This window comes from Pantoea ananatis PA13 (assembly GCF_000233595.1).
GTDB classification, from domain to species: domain Bacteria; phylum Pseudomonadota; class Gammaproteobacteria; order Enterobacterales; family Enterobacteriaceae; genus Pantoea; species Pantoea ananatis.
Genome location: NC_017554.1, coordinates 1,165,291 through 1,179,242, shown reverse-complemented (window position 1 = coordinate 1,179,242; position 13,952 = coordinate 1,165,291). Strand labels below are relative to the sequence as shown.

General features: G+C 48.3%; 12 protein-coding genes. 7 read left to right on the top strand and 5 right to left on the bottom strand.

Going from position 1 to position 13,952, the window contains the following annotated elements:
• Positions 1-287: 287 nt before the first annotated feature.
• The 4 genes from PAGR_RS05675 to PAGR_RS05660 are packed head-to-tail and all read right to left on the bottom strand — an operon-like array spanning position 288 to position 4,090.
• Positions 288-1,319 carry a hydroxyacid dehydrogenase gene (locus tag PAGR_RS05675; protein WP_014605240.1) on the bottom strand — a complete coding sequence of 344 codons (1,032 nt, stop codon included), beginning with the start codon at positions 1,317-1,319 and terminating at the stop codon, positions 288-290.
• 23 nt (positions 1,320-1,342) lie between these two features.
• Positions 1,343-2,761, bottom strand: coding sequence for a DASS family sodium-coupled anion symporter (locus tag PAGR_RS05670; protein ID WP_014605239.1), 1,419 nt, complete (start codon positions 2,759-2,761; stop codon positions 1,343-1,345).
• Positions 2,762-2,787: 26 nt separating this feature from the next.
• The gene (locus tag PAGR_RS05665) at positions 2,788-3,486 is read right to left on the bottom strand and encodes an RraA family protein (protein ID WP_014605238.1); all 699 of its coding nucleotides are present in this window, start codon (positions 3,484-3,486) and stop codon (positions 2,788-2,790) included.
• A 34-nt stretch (positions 3,487-3,520) separates the two neighbouring features.
• Positions 3,521-4,090: an HD domain-containing protein gene (locus PAGR_RS05660; RefSeq protein ID WP_014605237.1), complete on the bottom strand. Its 570-nt coding sequence runs from the start codon at positions 4,088-4,090 to the stop codon at positions 3,521-3,523.
• A 500-nt stretch (positions 4,091-4,590) separates the two neighbouring features.
• Here PAGR_RS05660 and PAGR_RS05655 point away from each other — a divergent pair, with 500 nt between their 5' ends.
• The 7 genes from PAGR_RS05655 to PAGR_RS05625 all read left to right on the top strand — a co-directional run bounded on the left by PAGR_RS05655 (position 4,591) and on the right by PAGR_RS05625 (position 13,018).
• On the top strand, positions 4,591-5,208 hold the full coding sequence (locus tag PAGR_RS05655) for a TetR/AcrR family transcriptional regulator (protein ID WP_013026815.1): 618 nt from the start codon (positions 4,591-4,593) through the stop codon (positions 5,206-5,208).
• Between the two features lie 164 nt (positions 5,209-5,372).
• A complete protein-coding gene (locus PAGR_RS05650) occupies positions 5,373-6,269 on the top strand; it encodes an alpha/beta fold hydrolase (protein WP_014605236.1) in 897 nt (298 codons plus the stop codon).
• 733 nt (positions 6,270-7,002) lie between these two features.
• Complete coding sequence (locus tag PAGR_RS05645; RefSeq protein ID WP_227008698.1) at positions 7,003-9,150, top strand: TonB-dependent receptor domain-containing protein; 2,148 nt, start codon at positions 7,003-7,005, stop codon at positions 9,148-9,150.
• Positions 9,151-9,380: 230 nt separating this feature from the next.
• Positions 9,381-10,325, top strand: a complete 945-nt coding sequence (locus tag PAGR_RS05640; protein WP_013026818.1) for a siderophore ABC transporter substrate-binding protein — start codon at positions 9,381-9,383, stop codon at positions 10,323-10,325.
• Complete coding sequence (locus tag PAGR_RS05635) at positions 10,322-11,281, top strand: ABC transporter permease (protein WP_014605235.1); 960 nt, start codon at positions 10,322-10,324, stop codon at positions 11,279-11,281. Before PAGR_RS05640 ends, PAGR_RS05635 begins: the two co-directional genes overlap by 4 nt.
• Complete coding sequence (locus PAGR_RS05630; protein ID WP_014605234.1) at positions 11,271-12,263, top strand: iron chelate uptake ABC transporter family permease subunit; 993 nt, start codon at positions 11,271-11,273, stop codon at positions 12,261-12,263. The genes PAGR_RS05635 and PAGR_RS05630 overlap by 11 nt, the downstream gene beginning before the upstream one ends.
• Positions 12,260-13,018: an iron ABC transporter ATP-binding protein gene (locus PAGR_RS05625; RefSeq protein WP_014605233.1), complete on the top strand. Its 759-nt coding sequence runs from the start codon at positions 12,260-12,262 to the stop codon at positions 13,016-13,018. The genes PAGR_RS05630 and PAGR_RS05625 overlap by 4 nt, the downstream gene beginning before the upstream one ends.
• A gap of 120 nt (positions 13,019-13,138) precedes the next feature.
• On the opposite strand, the gene PAGR_RS05620 is transcribed toward PAGR_RS05625, so the two are convergent.
• Positions 13,139-13,855, bottom strand: coding sequence for an IclR family transcriptional regulator (locus PAGR_RS05620; RefSeq protein ID WP_014605232.1), 717 nt, complete (start codon positions 13,853-13,855; stop codon positions 13,139-13,141).
• Positions 13,856-13,952: the final 97 nt, after the last annotated feature.

Sequence of the window (13,952 nt, the reverse complement as noted above, 5' to 3'; positions counted from 1 at the left end):
TCGCTTGTTTATCGTAATCACTGCATGTTAAATCGTTAAGATATGCAATGAATTGTTATTTTTTTTGATAAAAATAGACAGCGATTGTATAATAATAAGAAAATTAGATTCGTTGAATTAACCAGCTCATGAACATATGATTCAATAATAACTTATAGAAATAGGTGTTACAACTATTTTCCATTTCTAAAATAGCGCTGGTTACTTTAATTAAGGCATAATCTCTGAAGTATAAAAATCGACCACTGATAATGCACTGTGGTCGATCACATCAGATATGAATACAATTAATAATCAAACATTCCAACAGGAGTTTTATTACTTTCTTTTGTATCTATGTAAGTCACAGCGTTATTATAATCAATTAATGGTATTGGCCATGTTGGAACCTTACCCTCATACATCTCGGCAACGCCCATAGCAGCCATGTAAGAAGCACGAATTGCAGCTTCAACAGTATTTCCACCAATATGAGGAGTGATTAAAATATTATTCAGTTTATACAATGGGTTATTCGGCAGCATTGGCTCATTAGCAATTACATCCAGTCCAGCTCCAGCGATCACGCCATTTTTACATGCTTCTAAGAGATCATTTTCATTTACCAATCCACCTCGAGCTGTATTGATCAGAAAAGCGCTCGATTTCATCATGGCTAACTTTTCTTTGTTGATCATCTTATGAGTCACAGATGTATTCGGTGCATGAAGTGATATATAGTCACTTTCTATAAAAATTCTGTCGAGATCTCTTACAACCTCGACACCATCAGGGAAATCTTTAGCAGGCTTATATGGATCATAGCACAGAACGTTCATTTCCATAGCAAGGCACCGTTTGGCTGTGCGGCTTCCAATATTCCCACATCCAATGATCCCTACTGTTTTTCCGTTTAATGTTGTCATATGAGTTTTTAATTTTGCCGCATAGTAATCTACTGGCAACATTGTACGAAGAGTGGTCACATTACGGCTCATGTATAGCATTAGCATCAACGCTGTTTCAGCAACTGATGTACTATTAGCTACTGGCGCATACAAACATTTGACCCCAAAGTCGCTAGCAGCATCTAGATCCACAGCATCAAATCCAGCGCCATGTCGGACAAGAACCTTTAAATTTGGCGCTGCCGCCTCAAATACTTCACGAGACATTTTTGTCACACGAACAATAATCGCATCAGGCCGATGTAACTTCATATCTGCAATTACATCCTCTGTTTCAAAGCCTCGACCATCAATTAACGTATGCCCTTGACTTTCAAGCAGATGACGGCCATCTTGTTTCAACTCTTGTGGTAACAGAATTTTCCAACCCATGTTAAAACCTCATTATTAATATATTACAATATACCAATCAAATTCCAATATGGTAGACCGACAGCAAAGAGCACTGCAACAATAAGGGCAAGTACTATCGTGCCTTTTGTATACCAATCTTTTTGGCTAACATAGCCGTTTCCAAATAAATAAATACTTGCACCGTTTCCGTAGTTACAAAGCAAAGCGCCGTATGCACCCAAGAGAGCTAGCATCAATGACAAAGCCATCATATCTACCTGAGTTGCTTTTGCTAAGGTAAGAATGACCGGGTAAATTGATACAATATAAGCAGCGTTCGAAACGAAAAAATACTTAACTACTAAACTAAGTAATACCAGTATGACTAAAACAAGGGAGCCGCTTATCACAGATAGATCAATGTAGTACTGAAATTGTGACGCAAGCCATGTATAGAATCCACCTTGATTCAGAGCAACGGTTATACTGAAAAATGCACCATACCAGAGGAACATGTTCCAGGCCCCTTTTTCAGCCATTAGGTCATTCCAATCTAATAACCCAAAAATCAACTGCAGGGCTAACCAGATAAAGGCAACGATATATAAACCCATTCCGATTTTATAGCCTATGCTCCATCCCAAAATAGCTAAGATAAAAAGAACTAACATGATCTTTTCGTCTCGTTTCATGGGACCCATTTCAGCAAGCTTTTGCGTAACGATTGGTTTTATATTGCCTAAATCACGTATTTCTGGTGGAAATAACTTATAGACAACAAGAGGGCTTAAAAAAAGAATAAGTAACCCCGGGACTAGCGCTGCTTTAAACCATAAACCCCATGATAACTCTATACCTACCAGTTGATTTACAGTCGATGCGATCACTGCATTGGATGCCATCCCGGTTAAAAAAAGTGCCGCTGTTGACATTGCAATTACATGCTCTAATAACTCAAGGTAAGCCCCTAACTTTTTGGGGTCCTTGTCTGGATGAGAACCGAGAGATTCCGCAATCCCTCGAAATATCGGGAAAACAATTGCGGATCGGGATGTATTAGATCCCGTTGCTGGACTTAATATCAAATCACAGAGCAGCATAACATATCCCAAACCAAGTGAGGAACGTCCAAAGGAGGTATTCCCAAACTTGGATAGTAAAATGTATGCCATACGTTTACCCAGACCATTTTTTCTGAATGAACTACAAGCTAGTAGCACGGCCAGCAAAAACCAAACGCTCTGATTCCCCCAACCTTGAAAAAGCAAATTGGGATCTTTTAAAAAAAATGATCCAATACCTACGATAATCAGGCTAATAATTGGTTCGGAAAAAGGTTTTATGATTAATCCACACATTAGAGAAAGGCACAAACCAACCATATGCCATGTCTCAATATCCAGTCCATTAGGGGACGGAAGTATCCAGATTAGTACAGGGAAAATTACAACTGGAATAAGCTTTGCTATTTTGTACTTCATATTTCGCCTTTCCTGCTTTAATATTATTATTCATATGGCTTTTCAATTATCTCTACATCTTTTTTTTCCAATAAATCGTCTACCCATTGTCGATTGACAGTACCCGCTGCAGAGTTTGCTGCTTTATTTTTATCTTTTTCAGATAATACTATCGCTTTTTCCAGAATAGAATGAGCGTCACCTTTGGGTATTACAATTACGCCATCTCTGTCTCCAAGAATGATATCTCCTGGATTTACAATAATACCACCACATGAAACAGGAACATTAACTTCCCCAGGTCCTTCTTTATATGGGCCAGATGGAGTTGTTCCAGTTGCATAAAGAGGTAATGTTCCTTTTGAAAGGACATCGATATCTCTGACCGGGCCATCAATTACAATCCCTTCTATTTTTTTGAAGCCTTGCAAATAATTAAACATTATTTCACCCATAACAGCCCTACTTCGTTCCTCCTCGTTAGAGATAACAATTACATCGCCTGGTTGTGAAATATTCATGGCTTTATGAAGCATCATATTATCGCCGGATCTGGCTTTAACTGTTAATGCAACACCACACATAATTCTACCGGACGGATTCGACATAAGTTTTATTTGTGGGTTCATTCCACACAATCGCCCCATGCAATCCGCCACATTTGCCGCTGCTATTTTACTGAATGCTTTAACCACTTCTGGATCTGGCAGTGTTCTTTTTGTAAAAACTCTATTACCTACTGACATAGTATGTTCCTTATTAATTCTATTAATTTAGGTATTATTTCCCATGGAGACAAAGTTCTGTTCCAACATGAACAAAGTGGACATCTGCATCCATCATGTCTGCATAGAATAAAATCATCCCCTCTTTACCTTGTGGGATAACTCTCGACTGCCCTGAATGTGCAACAACTAATGCAGTAATCTCTTCAGGTAGTCCGTATTTATGGCAATAATATCCACTCAAAAACCCATGTTGATAGAGTTTACCTGTTAGACTTTTTTTACTAGTTCCAGGTCCACCAACATCCATTTCCATTTCTTCCAATTTACATACATCATGTAAAACTGCTGAAATAATTAAAGTATCTGTATTTATGTCATAACCAAATTTTCTTATCATGTTCCTGGCTATGACCAGAACATTTTCCGTAACACTCTCTGTATGCTTAATCAAACCAACTTTTGGTGCTCTGGTCGCAAATTGCGCTTCCTCTATATTTTTCCAGGTACTATTATTTAATGCCTCGATCCATATTTTGCATGTAGCATCTACAAGTGTTTTATCTTTCACTTCTGAGAGTTGCGGGAAGTATTCTTTAATTTTTTCAATGTATATCTCGCTCATTTTACCCCTCACGAGTCAACGTTATTTAATAAGCCATATCGTGTTCATATGTACTATATTGTTTGAAACCAAAAAATGGAAACAACAATTTATTTATTATTGACAACAAAATGTTGTTGGTGCGCCACTAAAATATCAACGCATTTCCTTATAATATCTTGAGGCATGAAGTGGATATACATAAATAGTCAATTAAAACACTTCGCATATGAGCGTCACATCACAAAAAAAGCATTCATCAATATAATTGTAAATAAAGTAACTTTAATAAAGTTGGCGTGAATAACATTTGATACGTGAAATTTGGTGATGGCTCTAGATTGACACTATAGATCTGCTGCATGCCTGATTAAGTCTTAACACTCATCAAGTCTCTTCTGCTTTGTGCCTGAACCCGAGATCAGAATCTACAGTGTCACCCCCTCCCTCTTCCTCCCCTTGACAGCCTCCCCCTCCATGCTCTAAAAAGGAAACGATCATTTCCTAATTGGAGATTAGCTATGAAATCCCCTTCCCATACCGGCAGTGCGCAATCCTCTGCGGGCCGACCGCGTGCTTTTAACGAAGCGCAATTTCTGGATGGGGCCATCAGGCTATTTCGCGATCGTGGTTTTAGTGACGTCAGCATCAGCGACATCACCGCAGCGACAAACCTCAGTACCGGTAGCGTTTACAAGGCTTATAAAGACAAACAGGGCGTTTTTGCTAGGGCGCTTGAGCGGTATGTGTTTCTCCGGGAGGAACAGATAAAAACCCGGCTGGAAAAGGCCACGACCAGCAAAGACAAGCTTGCCGAACTGCTGCGGGATTACGTTGAGCTCAGTCAGGGGAAAGAAGGCAAGCTGGGCTGCATGGTGGTGGCAGGTGTCACTAACGTCGACCAGCTCGGCGCTGCAGCCACCAGCCTCGAAAAACAGCTGGCAAAGCGACGCAGCAACATTGCGGAATTGATCAAAAGCGGAAAACAGGATGGTTCCATTGCCGCGACAACCAACGAAACCGCCGCTGCCGAGGTGATTCTGGCGTTGCTTCAGGGAATGCGCGTCATCGGTAAAGCCTCAACCCTCACCGACGATGCTGAGCGTTTTGTGGCTCAGGCGTTGAAGGTTCTGGCGTAACGCATGATTGTTGAAGCCGCACTCGCCGGGGCAATATTGCCGTTGCAGCGGTCTTCATGACTCATTTGATCCATGCACCTGGTTCACCATTTTAAGCGGCGGATGATTACACCGCGCCATGGCGGCTGTAAGCCGGTAGTGTACTTTTACTTTAGGAAAACCCTATGTCTGCTCTCATGCTCCCTGCTGCACCCGATGGTTTTAGTCACCATTTTTCCCGGATACAAGGTCTGCGCTTTCACTATGTCACGGGCGGTCGTGAGGATGGCTTTCCGCTGGTGTTGCTGGCCGGCTTTCCCGAAAGCTGGTTTGCATGGCGACATGTCATGCTGCCTCTGGCTGATCAATACCGAATTATCGCCGTTGATTTGCCGGGCCAAGGCGACACCGATAAGCCGCTTTCCGGCTACGACACTCAAACGGTTGCCACGCGGCTGCATGCCTTTATCGATTCACTCGGTTTAGGATCGTACTTTCTTGCCGCACACGACGTCGGTGCCTGGGTAGCCTTTACCTATGCGATGTTATATGGCGAGGAAATACGGGCGCTGACGTTGATGGATGCCGGTATTCCGGGCATATCGTTACCGGATAAACTGCCGTCGGCTTCTGACAAATCCTGGAAAACATGGCACTTTGCCTTTCATGCCGTAGCGGATCTTCCTGAAGCCTTGCTGGCAGGCCGTGAGCGCATTTATCTGGAATGGTTTTTTCGCGAGAAAGCCGCTAACCACAGCTGTTATGGCGAGACTGAACTGAGCGAATATGAGCGCTTGCTTAAAACGCCGGGGGGCTTACGCGCGGGGCTGGCGTTTTACAGAGCGCTGTCTCAGTCGGCCGCGCAAAATGCGGAGCTGGTCAGGCAGGGGCGACTGGTCATGCCGGTACTGGGGCTGTCCGCCGATCAAGGCTCGATTGCAGATATGGCGGCGACGCTGAAAGCCTATGGCGATGATATACACGGCCAGCACATCGCCAATTGCGGGCACTTTCAGCCGGAGGAACAGCCCGAAGCCACTGCCAACGCCCTGGCCGCGTTTTTTGGCCAGTACAGGCATTAGACCAGTCTCTGTCCATGGATAACAAAACCATCGGCACAGCTTTGCTGGCCGTTCGGTGTGGACAATAAAGGTGAATGCGCTATCCGAACGCCGCGTCCCTTTCCTCTGAGAGCCGCGGAGTGTCAAAGGCGCGTTGACGTCAAAAACGTGTCTGAGGATTGAGCATCCCCGGAACACGTTTAGCGGATGCGCCCGCAATCCACTGCAATATTCCCACCGCCTCTGAATACGATATTCATCATTATTCTGAATAAAAGATTCGCCTGATTTTCCAGTTTCCCTCAGATTACGCGTTACCTGCACCGCAACTCCGGCCTGATCATCGTTAAAATATAAATAAAACGCTTATTGAAAGTTAATAACCAAGCCCGAAATTGTTAATTGCCTGTATATGTCTTCTGAGACAAAGAAGAGAATATCTAATATTTAAGCGTTATTTATAGACAACTCATTATTCAAACCAGCGTTAATGAAAATTTAAATTTAGCCAAATACAATCCCAAAACCTTGCAATCTTAATCAGTTAGTTCAGGCGCATTTGTGGCACCCTGGTATTCTTACGACGCTTGCTGGCAATTTAATTCGTTAAAAAAACCACTCAGTTTCATGACGGATTTATTTTTCCGGCAATTGATAATGATTATTGAGTTGATTCCCATTTGCATATGGAATTATGATTTCTTTCGCTCAGGGATATATCAACTGGATGACAATCGTTAAAGGATTAATCGTTATGATGCCGTTGAAAAAAATCACTCGCCATATTACCACGAGTTTATTGGTTCCCGCTGTTGGCATGATCTCCCCCGCTCTGGCTGAGTCTGACAGGAATGAAGACAGTGAAGATGTCATGGTGGTAACGGCATCGGCGATTGAACAGCGACTGAAAGATGCCCCTGCATCAATCTCTGTTATCACGGCAGAACAGCTGGAAAGAGACATTGGTAAATCCGCCACGGACCTGGCCGATATTCTTGAACGTGTCGCAGGCGTGACCAAAGCCATTGGCACAGACGTCAGTTCCGGTATTCAACTGCGCGGTATGCCCGCGGCTTATACGCTGTTATTGGTTGACGGCAAACGCATCGGCTCAAGTAACGGTATTAAAAGCACCCAGCAAAACTATTTCGACGATATTAACTGGATCCCCGTTGATGCGATTGAACGCATTGAAGTGGTCAGAGGGCCCATGTCCGCGCTCTATGGTTCGGATGCAATGGGCGGAGTCGTGAATATTATCACAAAGAAAAATAGCGATACCTGGCACGGCGCATTAACGGCAGGCACCCGACGGCCGCAGGATGGCAACCGGGGCAATACCCAGACCTGGACAGGCAGCATTGGTGGTCCGCTGGGCCAGGGATTTGATTTGCGTGTTAACGGTTCGTGGAACAAGCGCGAAGCGGATAAAAGCGAAACCGACACGTTGCGTTGGGGAAGCGGCCAGGAAGGCCGCAAAAATGAAAATTACGGCGCAGAACTCGGCTGGGATATCACCCCTCATCAGCGCATCGCCGTTTCCACTCAGCAGGGAACCGAGCGAGGTATTCCCGGTGAATCCATGGATGGCAGTGAAATTGCGCTGCGCGGTGTGGATAAACTTGAACGTGAAAATTATGCGCTCGATTATCGCGGTATTTTTGATTTCGGCACGGCAAAGCTGAACGTTTATCAAAATAAATTTAAAAACTGGGTAACCGATATTCCGGTGATTTCTGGCGGTACGGTGACGGGCAGTCAGGATGTGGCGCTGTGGAATCAAGAACGCATTGTTGAAGGCGATATTAACCTGCCATTTGAATTCGGTTTACCACATAACCTGACTGTCGGCGCACAGTGGAAAAAAGAAGAGCTGAACAACCCTCGCTCTGTTGGCGTGGTGGCGGACGCCTCCAGCAGCTATGGCAAACATCACGCTCAGGCCAAAAGTACCGGCCTGTTTGTCGAAGATCAAATCGACCTGCTGGATACTGTTTCACTGACGCTGGGCCTGCGCAAAGATAATACCGATTACGGTAACAGGACAACGCCACGCGCCTATCTGGTTTGGCAGGCCACGGATACGCTGACGTTAAAAGGGGGATATTCAGAAGGTTTTAAAGCACCCAGCGTGCGCCAGGCCAGTAAAGGCTTTATTGAATCCTCAAAAGGCGCTGGATGTAACGGCTATGCCGATTACCACGGCGGCGGCTGTTACACGATGGGCAGCGATAAACTCAAGCCTGAAACGTCACAAAACTGGGAAGTGGGCGCGATCTTCGATTATGAAGGATGGAGCGCGGGGCTGACGTTCTTCGACAGCCGCTTCAAAGACAAAATCGCCTCTGCGCCTGTTGGCTATTTACCCGGTGATACCTCAGGCCGCTACTGGCTTGAACGCGTCAATCTTGATACGGCGCGAACTCAGGGCCTGGAAGGCAATGTGACCCTTCCCCTGATTTCAGAAGAAATGGGCCCCTGGATGAAGCGCCTGTCGCTGAGTAATACGTTCACGCGAATGCTCAAAGCCGAAGATTCTCTGGGCGTGATGCTCGTGACAACGCCAACGCTCGCCACGTGGTCCTCCCTTGACTGGCAGGTCAATGACGACATCAGCCTTTCATTTACCGCAAAATACTACGGAAAGATGCTGGGGCTGAACAGCAGCGCAGACCAGGCGGCGAGAGGCAATACCGCGACGGCACGCATCCGCAATGCCTACATGATTTATGGCCTGTCTGGCCAGTACCGGGCAACGAAAAACCTTAAGTTTAATGCCGGGCTGGACAATCTTTTTGATAAAAACCCTGTCTCTGACCATCCATCCTCAAGCGGGGTTTCAGGCAACAACTACGCGGTTCCCGGCCGCACGATGTATGCCTCAATAACGGCGTCATTCTGATCGCCCCACTGATGCTTTCACGCCGCCCCGTCAATGGTGCCGTCACAGGATGATTTATCTGAGCGAGCGTGGGATGGACAGAGAGCAGCCTGAACAGTAACTGGCCCGGCATCACGTTTTATGCATTGCGACCGCTGCGTGATACAGGCGCGTAAAGCAGGTAATCAGAACTGCGTATAAACCAAAACCCATGACCTTATACGGACCCTAACCACGCGCAAGGAGAACACATGCGTTTCCCGTTTCTGTCGATTTTATTGCCCCTGGCCTGGGTACTGACGGTTTTGCCTCCGGCATCTGCTGGTGAAGCACCAACGGTCAGGGTAGCGCATCTGCAGGGAACCACGACGCTGCCGCAGCACCCTCAACGCGTGGTGATCCTCAATCCGTCCACGCTGGATATTGCCGATGCATTAGGCATTACACCGGCGGGCGTCCCGCAAGCCGGCTTCACCTATCCGGCGCATCTGGCTAAATATAATGGTCAGGGCTATTTCAATGCCGGAACGCTGTTTGAGCCCGCCTATGAAGCCTTAAGCGCCGCCGCACCGGAGGCGATCTTTGCCGGTGGCAGAGCCCTGGCGGCCTACAATAAACTCAGCGGTATCGCGCCCACCGTTTCTCTGGATATTGACCCGCATGATTTCATGCAAAGCCTGACGCAACGCACGACGCAACTGGGGGAGATCTTTGGCAAACAGGCGCAGGCAACAGCCGTTTTAACCGCATTTAACGCGCAGATTGCAGACCTTCGCCCCCTCGCCGCCCGGTCGGGAAGCGCCATGATGTTAATGGTTAACGGCGGCAAACTCAGCGCCTATACGCCGCACTCCCGCTTTGGTTTTGTTTTTGATGTGCTGCAGTTCAAGCCTGCACTCTCTCTGCCCAACGCCAGCAAACATGGCAATGCCATTTCACCCGAGTTGATCATGCAGGCGAATCCCGACTGGCTGTTCGTTCTGGACCGTGACAGCGCCATCGGCAGTAAAGAAGGCCTCTCGGCCCGTCAGGTTCTGGATAATCCGCTGGTGCGCCGCACCACCGCATGGAAAAAGCAGCAGATTATCTGGCTGGATTCCGCCTCGCTGTATATTGCCGGCGGGATCCAGAGCTACAGCCTCATGATGAGCCAGATCAAACAGCAACTGCTCGCTGCCAGAGAGCAGCCTGAATGAAATACGGGGCTTATCTCATGGGCCTGGGGCTGCTGTCTGCGCTGGTTATGCTGAGCTTAGTCACGGGCGTAACCCGCATGTCATTAATCGACCTGTGGCACGATACCGAGATGCGGGAAATTCTGTTTGTCAGCCGCTTTCCACGTACCGTCGCGCTGGTGCTTGCCGGTAGCGCGATGAGCGTGGCGGGCCAGATCATGCAGATGCTGACGCAGAACCGCTTTGTTGAGCCTTCAGTCGTGGGCACCACGCAATCCGCAAGCCTGGGGCTTCTGCTGGTGATGGTCTGGTATCCGGCGGCGCCCGTTATCGTCAAAATGTGCATCGCTTCCCTGTTTGCGCTGGCCGGTACGGTACTGTTTATGCTGCTCATTCAGCGTATCCGGCAGAAAAGCGCGTTTATTGTGCCGCTGGCTGGCATCATGCTGGGCGCCGTTTTCAGCTCGGTAACGACATTTTTGGGGATGCAGTTTGATATCCTGCAGTCGCTGGGCAGTTGGGAATCCGGTGACTTTTCCAGTGTAATGCAGGGCCGCTATGAGCTGATCTGGATTGTCGGACTGATTACCCTGCTGGCGGCCTTGATTGCCGATCGCTTCACGGTGGCCGGTCTGGGCCAGGACTTCTCGGTTAACGTCGGGCTGAACTATCGCCAGATCCAGTTAACGGGGATGGCGATGATCGCCATTGTCAGCGGCGTGGTGATCGTTGTCGTCGGTGTTCTGCCTTTCCTCGGGTTGGTTGTGCCGAATATTGTCAGCATGATTTTCGGCGATAACCTGCGCCGCACCGTGCCCTGGGTCGCGATGACAGGTGCCATACTGGTTTTAAGCTGCGATATCCTGGGGCGGCTGATTATTTATCCCTTTGAAGTCCCGGTCAGTGCCTTACTCGGCGTACTGGGCGCGGCGGTTTTTCTGGTGCTGATTATCAGAGGAAGGCGCTATGGCAACTGATCTGTCACCGCTGTCCCGCGCCCTGAAAAACGTCTCCTCGCCCGTCTGGCGAATCAGCCTGTTAGCCCTGCTTGCGGTCATTGTTTCCTTTGTCTTTATGACCTTGCATCTGCAGGGAAACATCAGCTACGTATTAAAACATCGGGGGCAGATTTTATTCACCATCGTGCTGGTCGCCTTTGCATCCGGCATCAGTACGTTGCTTTTTCAAACCATCACGCAAAATCGCATTTTGTCGCCCTCGGTCATGGGCCTTGAGTCGCTTTTTGTGTTTATCCAAACCCTGCTGGTATTTTTTGTTCAGCTTTCGCAACTGAGCCAGGTAGGAAGTATGGTGCCGTTTCTTGGCGAAACGGCACTGTTGATGATCTTTGCCACGCTGCTCTATCGCTGGCTATTTAACCGCAGTGGGCTGGATCTTCACCGGGTACTGTTAACGGGCCTGGTGTTTGGCACCCTCTTTCGCAGCCTTTCGGGTCTGATGCAACGTTTACTCTCCCCTGGCGAATTCGCCGTGCTGCAAAGCCGGATGTTTGCCACTTTTACCCATACTGACCCGGCGGTGCTGGCCCTTTCGGCCGTGCTGATTGCTGCAATCACGATTATCGTCTGGCGCATACGGCACCGCCTGGACGTTATTGCGTTAGGGCGCAATAGCGCGACGGCACTTGGTGTCCCTTTTCAGCGTTATGTCACCGGTCTGTTGCTGTTGGTTTCGCTCCTGGTGGCAATTTCAACTGCGCTGGTCGGGCCGATGACATTTCTGGGGCTATTGGTGGTCAACCTTGCCTGGCCCGTGGTGGGATCGTGGCGTCATCGCTACCTGCTTCCGGGTACGGTGCTGATTGGCATCATCATGCTGACGGTCGGACAGTTAATCCTGGAGCAGGTGTTTAACATGGCGGGCACGCTGTCCGTCATTATTGAATTTTTAGGCGGTGGACTGTTTATTTACCTGATTCTGAAAAAGGTGGCGACGTGATTGAAGTTGTGAATGTGAATAAGGCATACGGCCCGTTATCTGTCCTTAAAAACATCAACGAAACCCTGCCCTCATCGGGCATTACCTCAATCATCGGGCCCAATGGGGCAGGCAAATCAACCTTGCTGTCGGTGATTAGCCGACTGTTGAAGCCCGACAGCGGTGAGGTCAGAATCGATTCGCTCATCGTCAATGAAGCGCACAGCGAGAAGCTGGCGCGAATTATGTCGGTACTGCGGCAGGAAAATCAGGTCACCAGCCGGCTCTCGGTGTACGATCTGGTGAGTTTCGGTCGCTATCCCTATTCCAAAGGGCGCATCACGGAAAACGATAAGCATCATATCCATCAGGCACTGTATTTTCTGGATTTGCTCCCGCTTGCTGAACGTTATCTTGATGAACTCTCGGGAGGCCAGCGACAGCGCGCTTTTGTCGCGATGGTGCTGTGTCAAAATACAAAATACGTGCTGCTGGATGAGCCGCTGAATAATCTGGATATGAAACACAGCGTGACCATGATGAAGCAGCTACGGCGCGCCGCTGACGAGCTGGGAAAATCCATCATCCTGGTTATCCATGATATTAACTTCGCCTCGACGTATTCAGACCATATTATCGCCATGAAGAACGGTGCGGTTTTTTTCTGCGGCTCGCCGGCTGATATGATGAAACCCGATCTTATTGAGCGCCTTTTTGAAATACCTGTCGTGGTTGAAACCGTGGCGGGACAGCACATTGCGGTCTACTACCGTTAACCTTGCGCCCCGGGCAAAACGCCGATGGTTATGCCATCGGCGCTTTCAGTCAACCTGCGGGCCAACGCGCGCATATAGAGCCTGTGGCTGTATTCATGCACGCGTTCAGCAACAGGTTTTTTACGCGTTGTGTGCGTAAACAACATCACAGAACGCTTTTCTCGCGCCGAGTTGAGCGGAAAGTCTGGCTGCGGACTCTCGCATCAGTTCTCCCAATCCCGCCTCTTTGCGATCCAGCGTTAACCGTGACGATGGGCCGGTTAACGCCAGGGCTGCGGCTAACTTATCCCCTTCGCCAAACACCGGGATGGCAAAGGCGGCAGTATGGGGATCGCGCGCGCCCGAGGTATAGAGCGGTAAATCCGCTGCGTCATCAAACAAGGTTTCGCCCATCCCCCAGTGACGCAGCACCTGACCAATTGCGGAGTTGTCCAGCGGATACAGCGAGCCCGGCAGTCGCGTATGCCGTAAGCCATCTGAGGATTCGGCACGAAAGACACAAAGACGCTGGCCGCTATCAATCACATACCAGCTGGCACTTTCCTTTGTGGCTGAGGCCAGCGTTTGCAGTTCGGGCTGAACCACGCTGGCCAGATGAAACGACTGTTCATAGAGCTTGCCCAGATAAAGCAGCCTTGGCCCCAGGGTGTAAATGCCGTTATCCCTTCTGACCACGTAACTCATACGTTCCAGCGAATTCATCAGTCGATAAACGGTGGTTTTGTGGTAGCCCGAAAGCTGCGACAGCGTCGTCAGGGACAGGCTTTCTTCGCCTGGCTTAAAACAATCCAGCAAGGCCAGCGCCTTCTCTACCGCATTAACGCCTTCGTTTCCCATTTCGCTTCTCCTGATTTTTGCTGGCACCGAGTGTACCCGAAACTGTGAGTCACATCTTGTTTACATCACAAACAAGCTCGCAACACTGGCGCCGTGG

What these genes read in the sequence shown, in the direction of transcription:
- PAGR_RS05655 (WP_013026815.1), top strand. Translation starts at nt 4,591, where the DNA reads ATGAAATCCCCTTCCCATACCGGCAGTGCGCAATCCTCTGCGGGCCGA.
- PAGR_RS05645 (WP_227008698.1), top strand. Translation starts at nt 7,003, where the DNA reads ATGATGCCGTTGAAAAAAATCACTCGCCATATTACCACGAGTTTATTG.
- PAGR_RS05675 (WP_014605240.1), bottom strand. Translation starts at nt 1,319, where the DNA reads ATGGGTTGGAAAATTCTGTTACCACAAGAGTTGAAACAAGATGGCCGT.
- PAGR_RS05630 (WP_014605234.1), top strand. Translation starts at nt 11,271, where the DNA reads ATGGCAACTGATCTGTCACCGCTGTCCCGCGCCCTGAAAAACGTCTCC.
- PAGR_RS05635 (WP_014605235.1), top strand. Translation starts at nt 10,322, where the DNA reads ATGAAATACGGGGCTTATCTCATGGGCCTGGGGCTGCTGTCTGCGCTG.
- PAGR_RS05650 (WP_014605236.1), top strand. Translation starts at nt 5,373, where the DNA reads ATGTCTGCTCTCATGCTCCCTGCTGCACCCGATGGTTTTAGTCACCAT.
- PAGR_RS05665 (WP_014605238.1), bottom strand. Translation starts at nt 3,486, where the DNA reads ATGTCAGTAGGTAATAGAGTTTTTACAAAAAGAACACTGCCAGATCCA.
- PAGR_RS05640 (WP_013026818.1), top strand. Translation starts at nt 9,381, where the DNA reads ATGCGTTTCCCGTTTCTGTCGATTTTATTGCCCCTGGCCTGGGTACTG.
- PAGR_RS05660 (WP_014605237.1), bottom strand. Translation starts at nt 4,090, where the DNA reads ATGAGCGAGATATACATTGAAAAAATTAAAGAATACTTCCCGCAACTC.
- PAGR_RS05620 (WP_014605232.1), bottom strand. Translation starts at nt 13,855, where the DNA reads ATGGGAAACGAAGGCGTTAATGCGGTAGAGAAGGCGCTGGCCTTGCTG.
- PAGR_RS05670 (WP_014605239.1), bottom strand. Translation starts at nt 2,761, where the DNA reads ATGAAGTACAAAATAGCAAAGCTTATTCCAGTTGTAATTTTCCCTGTA.